At 39.7% G+C, this 19,294-nt stretch carries 14 protein-coding genes; 9 read left to right on the top strand and 5 right to left on the bottom strand.

Translation table 11 applies throughout. From position 1 onward, the window contains the following. The first annotated feature begins 126 nt into the window (after positions 1–126). From I6J02_RS04080 to I6J02_RS04050, 7 genes are all read left to right on the top strand, one after another. The gene (locus tag I6J02_RS04080; RefSeq protein ID WP_236582279.1) at positions 127–3,168 is read left to right on the top strand and encodes a tetratricopeptide repeat protein; all 3,042 of its coding nucleotides are present in this window, start codon (positions 127–129) and stop codon (positions 3,166–3,168) included. Between the two features lie 6 nt (positions 3,169–3,174). Continuing rightward, entirely contained in the window at positions 3,175–4,905 is a 1,731-nt protein-coding gene (locus I6J02_RS04075; RefSeq protein ID WP_201680567.1) for a TonB-dependent receptor, read from the top strand. A gap of 40 nt (positions 4,906–4,945) precedes the next feature. Beyond that, positions 4,946–6,013, top strand: coding sequence for a hypothetical protein (locus I6J02_RS04070; protein ID WP_201680566.1), 1,068 nt, complete (start codon positions 4,946–4,948; stop codon positions 6,011–6,013). Positions 6,014–6,049: 36 nt separating this feature from the next. Further along, entirely contained in the window at positions 6,050–6,751 is a 702-nt protein-coding gene (locus I6J02_RS04065; RefSeq protein WP_003000423.1) for a MotA/TolQ/ExbB proton channel family protein, read from the top strand. Positions 6,752–6,782: 31 nt separating this feature from the next. After that, positions 6,783–7,193, top strand: a complete 411-nt coding sequence (locus I6J02_RS04060) for an ExbD/TolR family protein (RefSeq protein ID WP_201680565.1) — start codon at positions 6,783–6,785, stop codon at positions 7,191–7,193. 75 nt (positions 7,194–7,268) lie between these two features. Further along, positions 7,269–8,090: an energy transducer TonB gene (locus tag I6J02_RS04055; protein WP_201680564.1), complete on the top strand. Its 822-nt coding sequence runs from the start codon at positions 7,269–7,271 to the stop codon at positions 8,088–8,090. A gap of 12 nt (positions 8,091–8,102) precedes the next feature. After that, the gene (locus I6J02_RS04050) at positions 8,103–9,413 is read left to right on the top strand and encodes a bifunctional folylpolyglutamate synthase/dihydrofolate synthase (RefSeq protein WP_201680563.1); all 1,311 of its coding nucleotides are present in this window, start codon (positions 8,103–8,105) and stop codon (positions 9,411–9,413) included. A 58-nt stretch (positions 9,414–9,471) separates the two neighbouring features. Here the strand turns inward: I6J02_RS04050 and I6J02_RS04045 are convergent, their stop codons facing one another. From I6J02_RS04045 to I6J02_RS04025, 5 genes are all read right to left on the bottom strand, one after another. Beyond that, positions 9,472–10,494, bottom strand: a complete 1,023-nt coding sequence (locus I6J02_RS04045) for an asparaginase (protein WP_201680562.1) — start codon at positions 10,492–10,494, stop codon at positions 9,472–9,474. Positions 10,495–10,502: 8 nt separating this feature from the next. Continuing rightward, complete coding sequence (locus I6J02_RS04040) at positions 10,503–11,282, bottom strand: TatD family hydrolase (protein ID WP_201680561.1); 780 nt, start codon at positions 11,280–11,282, stop codon at positions 10,503–10,505. A 120-nt stretch (positions 11,283–11,402) separates the two neighbouring features. Continuing rightward, the gene (locus tag I6J02_RS04035) at positions 11,403–12,401 is read right to left on the bottom strand and encodes an FKBP-type peptidyl-prolyl cis-trans isomerase (RefSeq protein ID WP_201680560.1); all 999 of its coding nucleotides are present in this window, start codon (positions 12,399–12,401) and stop codon (positions 11,403–11,405) included. Between the two features lie 19 nt (positions 12,402–12,420). Then, entirely contained in the window at positions 12,421–13,431 is a 1,011-nt protein-coding gene (locus I6J02_RS04030) for a DHH family phosphoesterase (protein WP_201680559.1), read from the bottom strand. A 119-nt stretch (positions 13,432–13,550) separates the two neighbouring features. Next, positions 13,551–16,187 carry a hypothetical protein gene (locus I6J02_RS04025; RefSeq protein WP_201680558.1) on the bottom strand — a complete coding sequence of 879 codons (2,637 nt, stop codon included), beginning with the start codon at positions 16,185–16,187 and terminating at the stop codon, positions 13,551–13,553. A gap of 155 nt (positions 16,188–16,342) precedes the next feature. Between I6J02_RS04025 and I6J02_RS04020 the strand changes: the two genes are divergently transcribed. Both I6J02_RS04020 and priA read left to right on the top strand, forming a co-directional pair. Further along, positions 16,343–16,732, top strand: a complete 390-nt coding sequence (locus I6J02_RS04020) for a DUF423 domain-containing protein (RefSeq protein ID WP_201680557.1) — start codon at positions 16,343–16,345, stop codon at positions 16,730–16,732. A gap of 78 nt (positions 16,733–16,810) precedes the next feature. Then, a complete protein-coding gene (gene priA, locus I6J02_RS04015; RefSeq protein WP_201680556.1) occupies positions 16,811–19,288 on the top strand; it encodes a primosomal protein N' in 2,478 nt (825 codons plus the stop codon). Positions 19,289–19,294 lie beyond the last annotated feature (6 nt).

Raw genomic sequence — 19,294 nt, 5'->3', positions numbered from 1 at the left:
GAAGTTCTAATTTAGTATTTTGAAATAGGTGTATCCCGCAAGTACGCGTTGTGAAAAAGTATACTTTCAAAGCCGTATTGCACCCGCAAAAAAGAAGATTTAATAGAAAAAGATTACTTCGTTATTATGAATAAAAATATTTACAAAGTAGGTATTGCTCTGAGTTTAATGACCACGCCGGTTTTTGCGCAGCAAACGGCCTGGCAAGATCTGAATAAAGCCTTCAAGTCCGGTATGGAGCTTTTTGAGAGAGGAAAATTCAGTTCAGCATCCAAACAGTTTGATAAAGTGGAAGAGATCAGGACCAAATCTACTTTGCAATTAGATGAAAATGAAGAGTTGACGCTGCTGAAAGAGAATGTACGCTACTACCAGGCAATCTGTGCGCTGGAGCTTGGAGATTCAGATGCTGAAGGGAGATTTTTGAAGTATATCAAAGATTACCCGGCAAGTCCTAATTCTAAAGCGGCATATTTCCAGATAGGCCGTTCGTATTATGCGAAAAAAGACTATAAAAAAGCCATCGAATGGTTTACTAAGATTGATGGTAAAAATCTGGCCGGTGCCGAAAATACAGAGTACCGTTTTAAATTAGCATATTCCCGGTTTATGACAGAAGATTATACTTCTGCAAAACCTGTATTTGAATCACTGAAAGACCAAAAAAGTGAATATCAGGAAGCATCTATCTATTACTACGCATATTTGTGCTATCTGGATGCGGAATATAAAACTGCACTTAATGAATTTGAACGCCTTCAGGGATCAAAAACCTATGAAAGCAGTTACCCGTATTATATCACAGCGCTATACTTTCTGGACAAGCGATATGATGATGTACTGAACTATGCGCTGCCAATCCTGCAGACAACGAAACAAGATAACGAAACAGATATGTTCCGTGTTATTGCAGCGACGTACTTTATCAAAGGCGATCTGAAAAAATCGAAAGAATATTACGATAAATTCCAGGCTCAGGATCAAGGCAAAACACAGAATAATCAGGACAGTTACCAGATCGGTTATATAAATTACAAGCTGGGTGATTATGATAAAGCAATCACGGAGCTCGAAAAAATGACCGAACCGGATGCTTATTACCAAAGTGCCATGATCACATTAGGTGATGCCTTCCTGAAAAAGGGAAATAAACAAAGTGCGCGTAATGCTTTTTTCCGTGGATCGAAATTAGACTTTGATCCTCAACTGAAGGAAGAAGGACTTTTCAATTATGCTAAGTTGTCTTATGAACTGGAGTTTCACCAGGTCGCTTTGGATGCTATTCAGGAATACATGAAGACCTATCCAAACAATGTCCGTAATGAAGAAGCACAGACATTGTATGCCGAGATTCTGTTGAGTACGAAGAATTACCGGGCTGCAGTGGATGTATTGGAGTCGGTTAAGAAAAGAGGTAAAGAAGCTAATGCGGCTTATCAGAAAGTAACGTATTACCGCGGTCTGGAATACTATAATGAGCGTGCATTTGAAAATGCAATATCCATGTTTATGCGTTCTGAAGCTAACCGTTATGATGAAGAGATCAATGCATTGGCTATTTACTGGAAAGCAGAGGCGATGTATGAGGTCAGAAAATATAAAGAGGCAACCGCTAATTTTAATAAATTTCTGAGTCTTCCTGCAGCCAGAAATACAGATGTCTATAATTATGCAAATTATGCGTTAGCATATGCAGCTTTCAGAAATGAAAACTACAATACATCGGCAAACTACTTTGAACGTTTTCTTTCCATGGGCGGCAAAGAGGGGATCGAACTTAATACCCGTAATGATGCTATTGCCCGTCTGGCAGATTCGTACTTTTCACTCAAGAATTACGGTCGTGCCATGACTGAGTATGACAAGCTGATCAATTCCAAAGCACAAAGTCAGGATTATGCTTTATTCCAGCGTGGTGTTATTCAGGGATTACAAGGAAATAGCAGCGGTAAGATTGCTACCCTGCAATCTGTAGTACAAAAGTATCCGAAGTCCAACTATGCAGATGATGTGGCTTTTGAGATTCCGTACACCTACTTTACATTGGGACAGTATGATCAGGCGATTTCAGGACTGCAAGCAATGGTGGAAAAATACCCTAGAAGCAGCTACGTTCCACGTGCTTTAGTGACTATCGGTCTGGTACAGTATAATCAGGATAACAATGATGCTGCTTTAAAAACGTTCCAACGTGTGGTAGATCAGTATTCTACTACAGACGAGGCTAAGCAAGCAATGCGTTCGATTGAGAATATTTACCTGGATAAAGGAGATGCAACAGGATATATCCGTTATGCAACAGGTACAAATATCGGAGATCTTTCGACATCAGAACAAGATTCCCGCGCATTCTCTACGGCAACTACACTATTCTCCAGAGGTAATTATCAGGGAGCGGTAGAAGCAGTGAATGCATATTTTGATAAATTCCCGAAACCTATTCAGGAAAAATATGCTCGATTTATCCGTGCAGAGAGTAACGCAGCTTTGGGTAAAAATCAAGAAGCACTACACGATTACAACATTATTCTGAATGACTGGACAAGTGCTTATACAGAACGTGCATTAGTCAGTGTTTCTCAGTTGTACCTGAAGCAAAAACAATACAATGAAGCTGTACAGCAATTGAAAAAACTGGAACTGACTTCAGAATACAAGTCTAATTATGCGTACGCAATCAATAATCTTTTGGTAAGTTATTTCAATATCGGAGATTACAAGGAGACATTGAACTATGCTACATTAGTCAAAAACTATGAAAAGTCTTCGGAGGAAGAAATAGGTACAGCACACCTTTATGCTGCAAAAGCATACCTGGCAACAAGCAAGCCTGCTGAAGCAACTAAAGAGCTGAATCTTGCTGCGTTGAAAAGTAAGACAGCAACAGGAGCAGAAGCGAGATACTTAGTGGCTGAGCAGCAGCTGAAAGCGAAAGAATACGATAAAGCAATTAAATCTGCTTTTGATATTTCAGATACGTTTTCTTCGTATGACTATTGGGTAGCAAAAGGATTTATTTTGATGGCAGATGCATATACCGGTAAGGGAGATGCATTCCAGGCAAAATCAACTTTAGAGAGTATCATCGATAACTACGAAAATAAGGAAGATGGTATCCTGAAAACTGCTAAAGAAAAATTACAAAAATTAAATACAACAAAGAAATAGGAAATAATGATGAAGTTGCAAAATACTGTGTTTAAGAAATGTGCCGTAGTAACCTTGTTATTAGGCGCAGGTTTTAATGGATTTGCTCAGCAAGAGCCTACAGACAAAAAACCAGTAACGATTGATTCGTTTGATGTTGTGCGAGATTATAAGCCTATTCTTGCAGATGCGGTGAAAATCCGCCGTAGTCCTGACATGACCAACAAAAGAAGCTACATGCCAAAATTAACATACGGAAATGTGGTAGATAAAAAATTGGACATCAATACCGGTCTTTACAAACTGGATGTTAAGGAAACTCCTTTTTCTCAGATTAATGATCAGACCAGCAATTATGTGAAATTAGGTATTGGTAATTTTAATACTATTCTTGGGGAGGGTTATTTCTCCTATGATCAATATGAAAATGTAAGAATAGGTGGTTTTGTGAAGCATCTGAGCCAAAAGGGTGATATTGAAAACCAACGCTTTTCGAAACAAGAAGTCGGTGTATTTGGCAGACGTGTGTATGATGCGTTTACCGTTGACGGATTAGTGGGGTATAATCGTTATGCGACCCGCTTTTACGGAAATCCATTGGATGTAAACGGAGTATCACTGAATCCGGATCCGGAAAAACAGGCTTTCAATGATATCTATTTCACCGGAGAGCTGACCAGCAACTACGATGCGAATAATGAAAATGCACTGAGCTACTCCGCAAAAGCAGATGCTTATACATACAAAGATCAGTTTGCCGCTAAGGAAAACTCTATCGCATTATCCGGTTACCTGAACAAAAGAATGCGCGCATTCAATATCGGAGCCAATCTTAGTGTAGATGTAAATAGCATTAACGGTACAGATAATGTAGATGGAAAAACAAAGAACTCTGTTGCCAGTATCAATCCTTACATCAGCTTCAAAGGCGATAATTATGTGATTACATTGGGTGCTAATTTAGTGTCAGAATTCGGAGATTCTTCCCGGTTCAATGTCTTCCCTTCTGCAGAAGTAGACTTCTCCTTAGTTCCTGAATATATTCATTTGTTCGGGGGGGTAAATGGAAATGTCAAAAAAGCATCTTTGCGCTCCTTCACCAATCAGAACCCTTACCTGAGCCCTGATCTGAGCATGATCAATACTATAGAAAGACTGAATTTCTTTGGGGGTATTAAAGGAAATGCCGGAGCAACATTTGGCTATAAGGTACAGGTAATGTATAAACAGATCGAGGGACTTCCTTTATTTGTCAATAACAGAGAAACACCTTACCGTTTTGATCTTGTTTACGACGGATTGGGCGAAGATGCTGCTAAATATTTCGGCTTACAGGGAGAGATCAATGTTCGTTTATCGGATGTGGTCAATTTAGGTGGTCGTCTGAATATTGATCAGTACACTATGCAACAGGAAGAAGAAGCATGGCATATGCCTAAAATGAAACTGGCAGCAAACGCACGTTTCAACATCTCTGAAAAACTTTATATCGATGCAGAGGCATTGTTCCAGGGAGATACATATGCCCGTGAATATACATACACCGTCAATGGAAGTACAGTAGATATTTCTCAAGGATATAAGAAAGTAACATTACCATCTTTCTTTGACCTGAATGCCGGAGCAGAGTACCGCGCAACTAAACATTTAGGGATCTTTGTGAAAGCAAATAATATATTCAATAAAGAATACCAACGCTACCAGTACTATCCGCGTTTAGGATTTAATATACTGGGAGGGCTTAATTACTCATTTTAATTTAAAATAGTAACTTTGCGTCCCAACGATATTGATAAGGATGAATTTAGGAAAAAGCATAAATCATGTACTGAAAAGACACACCGAAGTAAAGGTGGATGGAATAGGTGTCTTTAAGCGAAAACATACTCCTGCGACTTTTGATCAAAGTCGCAATGCTTTTTTACCGCCTATCAATTATCTGGAACTGGATACACAGGGAGATACAGGCTATGACTTTGTCACCTATGTGCAGCGGCAACAACAGGTAGATCGTCATCAGGCCGAGGCTATTGTTCAAACGGAAGTTAGCAAGATCAAAGAAGAGTTATTGCAGTCCGGTCAGGCCAAACTGGATGATCTGGGATATTTGGTCAACTATGGAAATACTTATGTATTTAAACCTTTAGATCTTACCGGATTTCATTTTGAACCAATACAGGAAGTAAACGATAAGATCCGAAGTTTAGAAAAAGAAATTATTCCACCACAGGAAATAATACCAGCCGGGGTAACGCCTCCCGCAATACCAGTACCGGTAGTACCTGTAGAGAAAGAGCAGCCAACTCCTGTAATACAGGAACCCGTGAATACGGTCAGAGAAGAGTTTGTTTTTGAAGATGAGCGAAGATCGAGTAACACCATCTGGTATATTATTTCAGCAGTAATAGCAATTGGTCTGATAGGAGGACTGTACTATTGGGATACCTACTATAATAAGCCGCAGACGCCTGCTCCTGTTGTAAATCAGGATACATTGAAAGATACAATTCCTTCGACTCCGGTAAAAGATACAGTGGCGTCATTAGTACCGTTAGATACAACAGTTCATGAGGTACCGGCAAAGGATAGTGTAGAAATTCATCCCGGAGCGAAAGAACCACAAACCGGGCATGAATACCAGATCGTTATCGGATCACATGCAGGATGGACAATGGCAAAAGAACAGGTAGATGCCATGCATAAAAAAGGATATACACAAGTCTATATCCATGAAAGCAAGAAATCCAAGAAATGGAAAAAAGTAGTATGGAAATCATTTTCTACACTTGAAGAGGCACAGAAGGAACTGAAACACGTTCAGGAGACGATTGAACCTCAGGCCTTCTATGAACGGATAAAGAATTAAACTGAAAACTAGAACATTAAATATTTAAATAGCATTATGTCATTGATTCAAGACACAGCATTAGCATTAGACTCGTTAGGTCAGGCAGCACAGCAACCTATACAGATGGCGACACAGGAAGAAACAAATCTGATCCAGCTTTTGATGAAAGGGGGATGGATTATGTGGCCTATTGCCTTTTTGTTTTTCTTAGGATTGGTTATCTTTTTGGAGCGTTATATTACCATTCGCAAAGCGTCTAAGTTTGATAACGGATTGATGTCACAAATCAAAAGTAATGTGATGTCCGGTAAACTGGATGCAGCTGTAGCGGTATGCCGTTCCAGTAATACACCACTATCAAGAATGCTGCAGAAAGGTCTCTTGCGTGTAGGTCGTCCTATCAAAGATATAGAAGGAGCAATTGAAAATATCGGTAAGATCGAAGTATCTAAACTGGAGAAAAACATCAATATTTTGGGGATTATTGCAGGTATTGCACCGATGCTTGGTTTCGTAGGTACGATCTTCGGGGTAATCCAGATTTTCCGCGATGTAGAGGCAGTAGGTGGTATTGATATCGGTTCGGTATCCGGAGGTCTTTATGTTAAAATGATTTCTTCTGCATCCGGATTGACTGTAGGTATCCTTGCATATATCGGGTATCATGCGCTTAACATGATGGTAGAGCGTCTGATCCTTAGAATGGAAACGGATGCAGTGGAGTTTATTGACTTATTAGACGAACCGGGAGCATAAGCTATAAGGCTCTTTTAAAAAGGATTTAATTATGAATATTCGTAATAGAAGGAACAGACCTTCTGCCGAGGTACATACTGCAGCATTGAATGATATCATGTTTTTCCTGATGTTATTCTTTCTGTTGGCCTCTGCCGTGTCTAATCCTCAGGTCGTGAAATTACTTTTACCAAGATCCAGTGCGGGAGAACAGTCCGTGGCTAAAAAAACCATGACAGTATCTATCACAAGTGATCTGCAGTATCATGTAGATAAACAAATAGTTCCATACGAGAGTCTGGAATCGTTAATACAATCAAGAATGGCATCCGGAGAAGAATTGACTATTATGCTTTATGCAGACAGCAGTGTTCCTATCCAGAATGTAATTTCTGTCATGGATGTAGCGAACAGGTTAAAAATTAAGTTAGTATTAGCAACAGAGCCGAGAAAAGATAAATAATATTATTACATATTATCTGATCAAAGGGCCTGATTTTTGACTGTTTAATTTTGATTTTTTAATTTTTATTATATCATGCATTATCATCTTCAAGAAGAAAATAACCTTCCTAAAGCATTAGGAATATCCTCCATAATTATGGGGATATTAGTGGCTATAGGTTTTTTCATTGTGTTCAGCAAGGAGTTGCCAAAGATTGGTATGGGAGGTATTATAGTCAACTACGGTACTTCGGAAGAAGGGATGGGAGATGATTATATGAGCGTAGAGGAACCTTCCATGGATCCTAACGCTAATAATGTAAAGCCGGATAAAATTGATCCGACTGAAACACCTACACCAACTCCTACGCAGCAGGTTTCTGATGATGCTGTAGCGACACAGGATATAGATGATGCTCCTGCTATTACCAAGACAGAGAAACCTGTAAAAGTAAAAGCAACAGAGACTACAACAGAGAAGAAAAACAGTACCCCGGCTGTCAACCCGAATGCGCTGTACAAAGGAAAGAAAAATAACGGAACAGGCTCTGGTGATGGTACCGGATCCACTCCCGGTAATCAGGGAAGCAAGTTAGGAGATCCTTTGGCACCGAATTATGGAGAAGGGGGATCAGGGGATGGCAATATGATGTTATCGATTGCCAACAGACGTTTCGTAGTAAGACCAAATATTGATGACAAAGGTCAGCAGTCCGGAAAAGTTGCAGTAGAAATTCGTGTAGCACCTAACGGTACGATTACATATGCACGGGCAGGCGTTAAGGGAACTACATTGCCTGACCGCTCCCTGTGGGAAAAATGTGAAAGAGCTGTACGGGGTGCCCGTTTGAATGAATTAGAAAAAGCACCGGATTCGCAGACAGGAGTTATTGTATTCAACTTCAGAGTTAGATAAGTTTCATTTGCTATGAAAGCATATAAAGAGGTAATCGGGTATCTGTATACTCGATTACCTATGTTTACCCGTGAAGGTGTTTCTGCCTATAAGAAAGACCTGAATAATACCATCGCACTGTGCCAGGCATTAGGCAATCCCCAAGACAAATTCAAATCTATACATATTGCAGGTACGAACGGGAAAGGATCCTCGTCTCATATGCTGGCTTCGGTATTGGCATCAGCCGGATACAAAACAGGTCTCTATACGTCACCGCATTTAGTTGATTTCAGAGAGCGTATCCGGGTCAATGGAGAAGTTATTCCCGAACAGGATGTTATTGAATTCGTAGAATCACAGCAATCTCTTATAGAAAAAGTACAGCCTTCATTTTTTGAAGTGACGGTCGCCATGGCTTTTGATTACTTTGCAAAAGCTCAGGTAGATGTCGCCATTATCGAAGTAGGATTAGGCGGACGTCTGGACAGTACAAACATTATCCGTCCGGAGCTATGTCTTATTACAAATATAGGTATGGATCATATGAATCTGTTAGGAGATACCTTGCAGGAAATAGCAGGGGAGAAGGCTGGCATTATCAAAGCAAATACCCCGGTTGTTATTTCTGAAAGAGATCCGTGTACAGCACAGGTATTTGAAGAGATCGCTGAGACAAAACAGGCCCCGATCCGGTTTGCATCGGATGTATTGGAAGCAACGATTACTTCCCGGCATCTTTCTGGTATGCAGGTATCTGTCACTGACAAAATAACTTCTCTGACAGAACAATATGATCTTGATCTTACGGGGTCATATCAGTTAAAAAATGTAGTGGGTGTTTTAGCGGTAGTTGATGAATTAAATCAGAGAAATTTTAGTATTCCTTCTGACCGGCTCCGGGAAGGCCTGAGCCATGTTCAGCAATATACAGGATTGCAGGGAAGGTGGCAGACAATCTCTACAGATCCGTTGATCATCTGTGACACCGGACATAATGAAGATGGTATTCGTGAAGTTCTTAAGAATATCCTGCTTACACCCTTTAAAAGACTTCATATCGTAATGGGAGCGATGAAAGATAAAGACCTGCAACATATCTTGCCTTTACTTCCGAAAGAAGCCATATATTATTTCTCCAGTCCCGATATGCCCAGAGCGATGCCGGCAGAAGAACTGTCTGCTGCGGCCTTAAGCTATGGTCTGAAGGGAAAACCTTACTCCAGTGTAATGCAGGCGTTCACTGTGGCAAAACAGGCTTATCAGGCAGGGGATTTGGTTTTTATAGGAGGTAGTAATTTTGTGGTGGCAGAGGTTTTGACTGCTCTTGAAAATAAAGTATAAGAAAAGGAGTTACTACACAAGTAGCAACTCCTTTTTAAGCTATCATCGTAAAATTTTCCTAATCATTTACAGTCAACTCACCCCGGATATCTTTTTCTATCCAGTACGCTACATCTTTTTGATCTTCAAATTCTCCCTGTAAGTACATCAGTTTGGTTACTGCTGCTTCAAAGGTCATATCATACCCATTCAGCACTCCGATTGATTTCAGTCCCTGACTTGTTTCATAGCGTCCAAGCTCGACAGATCCCACCTTACATTGAGAGATATTCAGAATATTTTTACCCATATCTATCGCTTCCTTTAACAGGTCGAGAAACCATTCATCTGTAGTCGTATTACCGGATCCAAAGGTTTCCATGACAATAGATCTGACATCCGAATTCAGGATGGTACGGATCGTATTGGCATTCATTCCCGGGAAGAGCTTCAATACAGCCACTCTGTCATCCAGTTTGGTATGCAGGATAAATTGTTTATATCTGTTGTCTAATAAGGCTTCATTGTTATACTTGAGGTGTATACCGGCTTCTACAAGAACAGGGTAGTTTGGAGAGCGGAAAGCTTCAAATTTGGCTGAATTGTATTTGAAAGAACGGTTTCCTCTGAATAATTTGTTGTCAAATAAGATACAGACCTCCTGAATAAGAGACGTTCCGTTTTCCTGAGCAGATGCAATTTCCAATGCCGTCATCAGATTTTCACGGGCGTCAGTACGGATTTCTCCGATAGGAAGTTGTGACCCTGAAAGGATAACCGGTTTTTGTAATCCCTCCAGCATAAAACTCAAAACAGAAGCTGAAAATGCCATTGTATCTGATCCGTGAAGAATCACAAACCCGTCATAGTGCTCATAGTTTTGCTTCACAATATTAGCCATCTCAATCCAAACGGTTGGATTCATATTAGAGGAGTCAATGATGGGTGTGAAAGAATGTACTGTGAGTTTATAATTCAGTCTGCTCAGATCCGGCAGATTCCGGGCAATAAGCTCAAAGTCGAAAGGTACAAATGATCCGGTCTGCTCATCTTTGACCATTCCGATGGTACCGCCTGTATAGATAATAAAGATATTATGCATGTCTTATTTTATATTCCGAATATACGTTTTGAATTTGCTGTGGTGACAGCTGCTACTTTTTCGATCCCGACTTCATGCAGATCGGCTACTTTCTCTGCTATGTAATGTAAATAGCTGCTTTCATTTGGCTTGCCCCTAAACGGAACCGGAGCCAGATATGGAGCGTCAGTTTCCAGGACGATATGTTCCAGATCGATTTCTTTTACAACAGCATCCAGACCCGATTTTTTATAAGTGACTACACCGCCTATCCCTAATGCAAATCCAAGATCAATAGCTCTTTTGGCCTGATCTAAAGTACCTGTGAAACAATGTAAGACACCGAAGAGCTTATCATCTTTAAGTTCATCGAGTAACTCAAACAATTCATCAAAGGCTTCTCTGCAATGTATATCTATAGGCAATCGCAAATCTTTAGCCCATTGTACCTGAATACGGAATGCTTCTTTCTGAATATCCAGGGTTGTTTTATCCCAATACAGGTCAAGTCCGATTTCGCCTATAGCATATACTTTATGTATGGATAAAGCCTCTTCAATGGAGGACAATTCTTCTCTATAGTTTTCTTTTACATCGCAGGGATGAAGACCCAGCATTGGAAAACAGTTTTGAGGATAAGCACGCACCGTATCCATTACTTTTGGAATAGATTCGGTATTTACATTCGGTAAAAATATACGTTCAATACCACGGTCAAAGCATCGTTGCATTTGTTCCTCCATTAGCGGAGTTCCAATGTGATAATAAAGATGGGTATGTGTATCTGTTAAAATATAAGGAGTAGGCATGTTAAGATGCTGTTAAATCGTGGCTAAATTTAGCATTTTGTGAACAGACGACCTAATTATAAACGAAAAAACACGATTTGGTTAACCAAATCGTGTTTTTATTAATAAAATTTTAAATTTCTATTTTGTTGTTGGAGTTGCCTGTGTCGTCGGAGCTACATTTAGAGGAGCAGCCTGTGCAGGTGCCGGCTCTGTTTTAGGTCCCGGTACAACATCCACTAGCTCTACTTCAAAGATTAAAGGAGCATATGGAGGAATAGCACCGCCACCACCACGCTCACCATATCCTAATTGAGAAGGAACGATGAAAGTAGCTTTACCACCTTTATTTAATAACTGCAATCCTTCTGTCCAGCCCTGAATTACCGGATCATGACCAATACGGAAACGGATAGGCTCGTATTGACGCATTGCATTGTGAAGTTTGTTCTTTTTAGCCGCTTCAGCATTGTTTGTATCAAATACTTTTCCTGAAGTCAGAGATCCTGTGTAGTTTACCACTACAGTATCACCTATAGCAGGTTTAACACCTTTACCCTGATCTTTGATAACGTACTGAAGACCGGAAGCAGATTTCTTAGGCTCTAATTTGTTAGATTTGATGTATCCGGCAATTTTGCTTTCTTCAGATTTTTTCAAACCTTCTAATTCACCTTCGAAATATTTGTTGATTTGTGCGTAAAGAGCAGAATCAGTCAGGTTACCTTTTTTGAAATGCTTTCTGACTTTGATTGTAAAGGTTACAAATTTATCTGCGAATTCAACTTTAGGCTGGCTCATTTTAGCTGCCATAGTATCTACATTCAGACGGAATACAGCGCTATCGCCTTCACCTAAGAATTTGAACATAGAGTTGTAATCTCCTTTGTAAAGACCCGGGATACTATCTGGTGCAATATTTACGATTTGCGGTAAACCTAATTCGTACGTACTGTTTAATACAGAGTCTCTGTCTGTAGTAATGACCATATCTACAGATAACAAATCACCTGCTTTGGCTTTGTCGCCACCGTTGTCTTTTACTATTTTGTATTCAAGACCGCCGTCCCCTTTTTTAAAGTTTTGGCAAGCAGTTGATAATAATGCAACTGCTGATAATAATAGAATTGATTTCTTCATTTCTGTTTATTCACTATAGTTATTTTATTAATATTTCGTTGTATTCCGGTAATATGGATTTAAACTTATGGACTACACTTTGCAAATCCCCTTCGGAACTTCCGCCTGCCGCATTAAAGTGGCCACCTCCGTTGAAGTGTTTTCTTGCGATCTCATTGCAAGGCACATCACCGATTGAACGCAAAGATAATTTTATTAATTCAGTTCTGTCAATAATTAATGCAGCTAAACGAATTCCTTTTACAGAAAGCGCGTAATTAACTAATCCTTCTGTATCGCCGGTAGTCACCTGAAACTGCTCAAGATCTTGTTTTGACACCGCAAAAAGAGCTGTATTATACTCATGAATGACTTCTAAACGGTTCAGTAAGCAATGTCCGAGAAATTTTAATCTGTTTTCAGTAGAACTGTTATAAATCTGTTCGTGGATCTCCCAGTTGCGGGCTCCGGAGCGGATCAGTTTGGAGATGATCTCATGCACCTGTTCTGTAGTCGATCTGAATCGGAAAGAACCCGTATCTGTCATGATCCCTGCATAAAGACAGGTTGCAATCGCAGGAGTAATTTCAGAAACTTCATCAACACAACCTTCAATAAAGGTATAGATTAATTGGGCTGTCGCAGCAGCCTGAGGATCCCATAAACGGTAATCATCAAATCCTTCAGGATCTAAATGATGATCGATCATGTATTTTTTTGCTGCAGATGCACGAAGTACGCCTTCCATAACATTGGTACGTGAAAGGGCATTGTAATCCAAACAAAAGATAAGAGAAGCTTCATCTATAAGAGATTGACACAATTGCGTCTGATCGGGGTATATTAATACCTCATCCCGACCGGGTAACCAGTCCAAAAATGTAGGGAAGTCAGATGATACAATTATATGGACATCATGATTTTGGCTTTTTAACCAATGGTATAATCCTAATGAAGAGCCTAATGCATCTCCGTCTGGTTTATGATGGGTCGTGATAATTATTTTATCTGATTTGGATAGTATTTCCTTATTCTCGTTTCGTGTCAGCATAGCCAATTTAAGATTGCAAACCTACTATAAAAAATTAGTATTTGGAACTATTTTTTGAATGATTTATTTGATTTTAACCTTTTTTAATAAATGAATTTAAAATGATGGAAATCAAATTATTAAAAAGGAAAAGCGTACAACTTATGATCCCGTTTTGTACAGAGTAAAAAGTTGCCGCCGGCATAGTTAATTTTGCCAAAATAAAAGTTTGGTAAAGCCTCCAAAGGAAATCCTTCCATCAGATTCCCGTTTTCATTAAAAAGGCCAATCAGATAGTTATTCCGGGAGCCTATACCCAATGTAAACCTATCCTTTTCCAGAGGGAAAAACAAAGGCCTTTCCTCAATATCTCTGGTAAATGTGTATTGGAAATACATGGTGGTATCTGTGGTACTGTATACCGTCAGCTTATTCTTATCAATGATAATAACATCAGCCTTACTATCGGCCGTGACATTTTTTATGTCTGCGTAGTATTCGGATGACCAGTCACCTATTTTTCTGCTTTTAGCATCTCCGTTCAGACTGAATGTCACTAAATTACCACCTGCATCTGTTGCCATTACCAACAAATCATTACCATCAGCACTTGGGGTGACGTGTATAGGATTCCGGAAAGAAGATCCGGTTGGATTCTGTATCTTTTTAATCGTTTCTCCATTTTTTCCTATAAAGTACACCGAACCCGTTTTAGTGGATGTAATGAGGTAATCTGTGTTTTTGAATTGTATAGTTTTGATATCAAATAATAGCTCTCCGTCCAGATCTACATTTTTCCAGTTGGGTAAGCTTTTTCCTTCCAGGTCATAAGCCAGAATAGTGTTTCCTGAAGGAATAAGTAGCATATTGTTGTCAAAACTTGCTACCGAAGGTCCGTCATTCGCCTGTTGAGGAATGCCAAGTGAAAACCCTTTGTATACTTTGCCGGAGGTGTCAAATCTGTAAAGTCTGCGGTTGTCAGTTACCAGGACAACAGACCGGTCAGGAAGCTGAATAGGAGAGCCTATTACACGCCCTGATAAGACTGCTGACCACAATTTTGTCCCTTTAGGGTGAATAGCATGTATGGTGTGGTTTTGTTCTTGTGCCAGAATCATCTTGCTGGTGTCTGATTGTTCAAATACCCAGGGTTGCCCGATCAGCTTTCCATCAAACTGATAAGTCCAGTCCGGAGTTCCTCCGAGGGCATTTTTACTTTTATAAATACCATAAATACTGGATTGAAAGCTTCCGTTGTTGCCCCCGAGTTGTATGGACCAGGAATAGAAGTCCTGAAATCCAAAATTCTCTTTTTCTCTGTAATTCTTTAGATAGGAAGAGGCGAGGGAATTAGCTATAATACCGCTTGCATTCTTACTATGCAGAAAAAAGGTAACATTAGCTTTGTTTCCCTGAAGCTTTTCAAAATTTTTGAAGCCAAGCGTTCCCGTAAGCAAGCGTTGTGCATTCCATGATCGCAGATATTCCTGCAGATTGGATTGGCTATTGGCAAAGACAAGTGTACGTTTATCAATAATGGTAAAGTACGGTCGCTGAAATTGTTTAAAAGCGTCTCCGAAAGCAAAATACAACGTATTGGAAAAATCTAACTGATAAATGGAATCTCCCAAGTCCTTGCTCAGCCTCGAAATAGTCTTGCTGAAAGATACGGAATCTGCAATCTGAACAAATCCCAGCAGATCCCCATTGTCAAGTTCCGCCGTTGCAAAATCTGCTCCCCAGATCTTTCGCATATCCTTAGCGTAGGTCAGTTTCGTGTTGCTTTCTATATTCCGGATATGATTGTTGTATTTTTTTACATCATCTTTCTTTTCAAAAAACTTCATTAGTTTTTGACCAAAGGAAGCGGTATCACTAATCGAATATTCGATATAAGTAGCCGTGTTTGCCGGAAAATAGTTGTATAGTATCTGGTCTGTTTTCGATTGGCTTGCGAATATAGCGAGATAGCTAGAGTCATTGGTTATTTCACTTTCTCCGACAAGCATGAGGGCATCATTCTTATAGTTGATGTTCCAGGCTGATTCCCCTCTCAGATCAGCAAACATATTCACATAGAATCCTGATTTTCGATTTGTCAGTTGTTTTGCGATAGGATTGATCTGTCTGTGGTCAAAATACACACTCATTGGTGAGTTTTTAGAATTGTGTTTGATGAAAAAGTCAATCTGGTGTTGATCCATTTTGACGACCTTGTCATCCAATATAGTCGTTATCAGTTTCTTTGAATAACTTGCAAACGCAATCTGATGATCATAGGCTACATACAATATGGTATCCTTTTTCCCTTCATCAAAAGCATAAATGGTCTTACCAAGTGTGTCTTGTTTATTTACCCGAAATTGTTTGCTGAGTCCGCTGAACAGTGCGGATAATTCTTCTTTTTTCAGATCTGCGGAGAAGGGAATAATAAAGACAGGTTTAATTTCTTTATCTTCAGGATGCAGAGAAATATAAATCTCTTCATTCAGCGTATAAGGTTGTATAGAGGCACTTCTTAATAAGACGTTTTTTAATTTACGGATCTCATCGGTTTCTTTCTTTCCCAGCAGCGCATCAAAGATTTCAAAATCCTTGAAAATATTATCCGTAGTTTCATCATTTTTGAAAGAGCTGATCAGATAGGTTTCCTTCGGTAAAAATTTGAGAGGTTTTACAGCGTCTTTATGATCCTGATTCAAATCTGAAAAGTAATATATAGACGCTCCGATGACAGCGATGAAGAGCAAGACAGTAACAATAATCGTATTTCTCATGACTAAACAAACCTACTAAAAAAACATCCAAATAGAAACTTTTATGCGTTTACGGGGCTCTCTTCCTTTTATTTCCATAAAAAAATCAACATTGTGGAGTATATTTTATACTTTTATAAACGTAATACTGAGCATAAAAATATTGACTTAAACTCATGAACAAACAAATTATTCTCACAGCGTCCTTTTTTGGATTAATTGCTGTGGCATTGGGGGCTTTTGGTGCGCATGGATTAGAGGGGAAAATCAGTGAATATCATATCGGTACATGGAAAACCGCAAACCAGTATCATTTCTACCATACCTTTGCGCTCTTATTCCTTTCCACATTTTCCAGAGCTAAAAATACATCTATACGCGTTGCTTTCTTCGCATTTACAATTGGTATTTTACTTTTTTCCGGCTCTTTGTATATATTGAGTGTACGTGAGATAACAGGTTTTGGAAACCCGCGGATCTTAGGTCCCATTACACCATTAGGAGGACTCAGTTATATGATAGGATGGGTTGGTCTCTTTGTGGCAGCTCTGAAAAACAGATCATAAAACCTTTTTAATAATAAAATATCAAGCCCCCGAAAGCATTTCCTTTCGGGGGCTTTTTTGTATTTTTGCAATATGTCTATGGACCCATCTTTATTTTCAGCTGTACGCAATACTTGTTTTGTGAATGTTATTCTGCCTTTGGCTATTTCCAAGACATACACTTATCGTATTCCGCATGAGTGGAGTGACAAGATCGCTGTAGGCATGCGTGTCATTGTACAATTTGGAAAGAATAAAATCTATTCTGCCATAGTAAAGGAAGTTACTGACATGGCTCCTGAACGCTATGAAGCAAAATATGTCTTAGATATTTTAGATCAGCAGCCTATTGTAGATGCTGCCCAACTCAAGCTTTGGGAATGGATGGCTTCTTACTACATGTGTACACTGGGGGAAGTGATGCAGGCTGCTCTTCCGGCAGCGCTGAAACTAGCCAGTGAAACTAAAATCATTGCTTCAGATCAGGAAGGATTGGATAAAAGCCAACTTTCGGACAAAGAGTATATGATCATGGAAGCGCTGGAGATTGCCGGAGAATTACGGGTGAGCGATATTGTCAAATTATTAGGGCAGAAAACGGTATTCCCTATTCTCAAACAACTTTTCGATAATGGTTTCCTCATGATTTCCGAAGAAATCTCCGAACGGTACAAGCCAAAGAAAAAGAACTATCTTATTCTGAATGCAGAATACACAGATACAGAAGGAAAGCGTGAACTGCTGGATTCGCTGAACAGAGCTCCGAAACAACAGGATGCAGTGTTGGCCTATCTTCAATTATCCAAGACCGTTTCAGAGATTACACGCCAGGCCATTATGGAAACTGTAGGCTGCGGACCTGCAAGTATTACGGCACTTATTGATAAGGGGGTCTTTCTGGTGAAAGAGAAAGTTGTCAGCCGTTTCGAAGGAGAAGATATTGAACTCACAGCTTCCTTCACCTTTAATGAAGTACAACAGGAAGCCTTTGATCAGATCAATAAATTATTCCATAATAAAGATGTAGTGCTCCTGCATGGAGTAACAGCTTCCGGTAAGACACAGATCTACATACGTATGATTGAGCAGGCAATTGCGGAAGGGAAGAGTGCACTTTATTTGTTACCCGAAATTGCCCTCACCGCTCAGATAACTGAACGTCTTAAGTTGTATTTCGGCGATCAATTAGGTGTTTATCATTCAAAATTCAATGATAATGAAAGAGCTGAAGTCTGGCATAAAGTATTGAAGAATGAATATAAAGTTGTTATAGGTGCCCGTTCTTCCTTATTTCTCCCTTTTCATGAGCTCGGAATAGTAATTATAGATGAAGAGCATGAGAGCTCTTATAAACAATATGATCCGGCTCCCCGATATCATGCCCGTGATACGGCGATATACTTAGGTTATATTCATCAGGCTAAAATACTTCTCGGGTCAGCTACACCGTCTATCGAAAGTTATTACAATGCAAAAGCAGGAAAATACGGATTGGTTCAGCTCCTGAAACGATATGGTACTGCACAGCTGCCGGAAATAAAAATTGTGAATATCTCCGAAGAAAAGCGGAAAGATAATATGCACTCTTATTTCAGTGGTATTCTGCTGAAGGAGATTGCAGAAACTATAGAACGTAAAGAACAGGTTATACTTTTTCAGAATAGAAGAGGGCATACACCGATTATTCAGTGTAATACATGCGGATATGTAGCTAAATGTGTCAACTGTGATGTCAGTCTGACCTATCACAAGACCACAAATAGAATGCATTGCCATTATTGCGGACATCACGAAGCCCCTCCACAGATATGTCCTGCCTGTGGTACCACACACATGGAGAGCCGCGGATTCGGTACCGAACGTATCGAAGAAGAGCTCGAACTGTTGATGCCTGATGCACGTATCGGAAGGCTGGATCTCGATTCAACAAAAGGGAAGCATGGATTTGATAAGATCATAACGGCTTTTGATGAACATGAATATGATATTCTGATAGGAACTCAAATGATTGCAAAAGGTCTGGACTTTGGAAAAGTAAGTCTTATCGGAATTATTAATGCAGACACTATTATAAACTTTCCAGATTTCAGAGCCTATGAACGCGCATTTTCGCTGTTTTCACAGGTGTCCGGAAGAGCTGGCCGGAGAGACTCAATAGGTAAAGTAATTATCCAGACCTATACCCCCAATCATCGTGTGATAGAGCAGGTCGTAGCGCACGACTACGATGCTATGTTTTTGGAAGAAGCAACAGAACGAAAAAATTATCAATACCCCCCGTTTTACAGGTTGATTAAGATTGATGTCAAACATCCGGATATTCAAAAGTGTTTTGATGCAGCAAGGGATCTTGCATCGGGATTGAGAAGTACGCTGGGTAGCAGAGTCATTGGTCCGGAGCCACCTCTTGTAAGCCGGGTGCGTAATTATTTCATTCAGACAATCACGTTAAAGATCGAACGCAATAATGTCAGTATAGCTAAAGTGAAGGAACTCATGCAACAAGCTATTCTGAGTTTTGAACTGGACAAATCTCATACAGGAGTTCGCGTACAGATAGATGTGGATCCTTCCTGATTTGGT

This window comes from Sphingobacterium spiritivorum (genome assembly GCF_016725325.1).
In the GTDB taxonomy this organism is placed as follows: domain Bacteria; phylum Bacteroidota; class Bacteroidia; order Sphingobacteriales; family Sphingobacteriaceae; genus Sphingobacterium.
This window is presented reverse-complemented; position numbering and strand designations above follow the sequence as displayed.

Coding starts and splice junctions, on each gene's coding strand:
- I6J02_RS04070 (WP_201680566.1), top strand. CDS start 4,946: ATGAATTTAGGAAAAAGCATAAATCATGTACTGAAAAGACACACCGAA.
- I6J02_RS04055 (WP_201680564.1), top strand. CDS start 7,269: ATGCATTATCATCTTCAAGAAGAAAATAACCTTCCTAAAGCATTAGGA.
- I6J02_RS04035 (WP_201680560.1), bottom strand. CDS start 12,401: ATGAAGAAATCAATTCTATTATTATCAGCAGTTGCATTATTATCAACT.
- I6J02_RS04020 (WP_201680557.1), top strand. CDS start 16,343: ATGAACAAACAAATTATTCTCACAGCGTCCTTTTTTGGATTAATTGCT.
- I6J02_RS04025 (WP_201680558.1), bottom strand. CDS start 16,187: ATGAGAAATACGATTATTGTTACTGTCTTGCTCTTCATCGCTGTCATC.
- priA (WP_201680556.1), top strand. CDS start 16,811: ATGGACCCATCTTTATTTTCAGCTGTACGCAATACTTGTTTTGTGAAT.
- I6J02_RS04040 (WP_201680561.1), bottom strand. CDS start 11,282: ATGCCTACTCCTTATATTTTAACAGATACACATACCCATCTTTATTAT.
- I6J02_RS04030 (WP_201680559.1), bottom strand. CDS start 13,431: ATGCTGACACGAAACGAGAATAAGGAAATACTATCCAAATCAGATAAA.
- I6J02_RS04080 (WP_236582279.1), top strand. CDS start 127: ATGAATAAAAATATTTACAAAGTAGGTATTGCTCTGAGTTTAATGACC.
- I6J02_RS04050 (WP_201680563.1), top strand. CDS start 8,103: ATGAAAGCATATAAAGAGGTAATCGGGTATCTGTATACTCGATTACCT.
- I6J02_RS04075 (WP_201680567.1), top strand. CDS start 3,175: ATGATGAAGTTGCAAAATACTGTGTTTAAGAAATGTGCCGTAGTAACC.
- I6J02_RS04045 (WP_201680562.1), bottom strand. CDS start 10,494: ATGCATAATATCTTTATTATCTATACAGGCGGTACCATCGGAATGGTC.
- I6J02_RS04065 (WP_003000423.1), top strand. CDS start 6,050: ATGTCATTGATTCAAGACACAGCATTAGCATTAGACTCGTTAGGTCAG.
- I6J02_RS04060 (WP_201680565.1), top strand. CDS start 6,783: ATGAATATTCGTAATAGAAGGAACAGACCTTCTGCCGAGGTACATACT.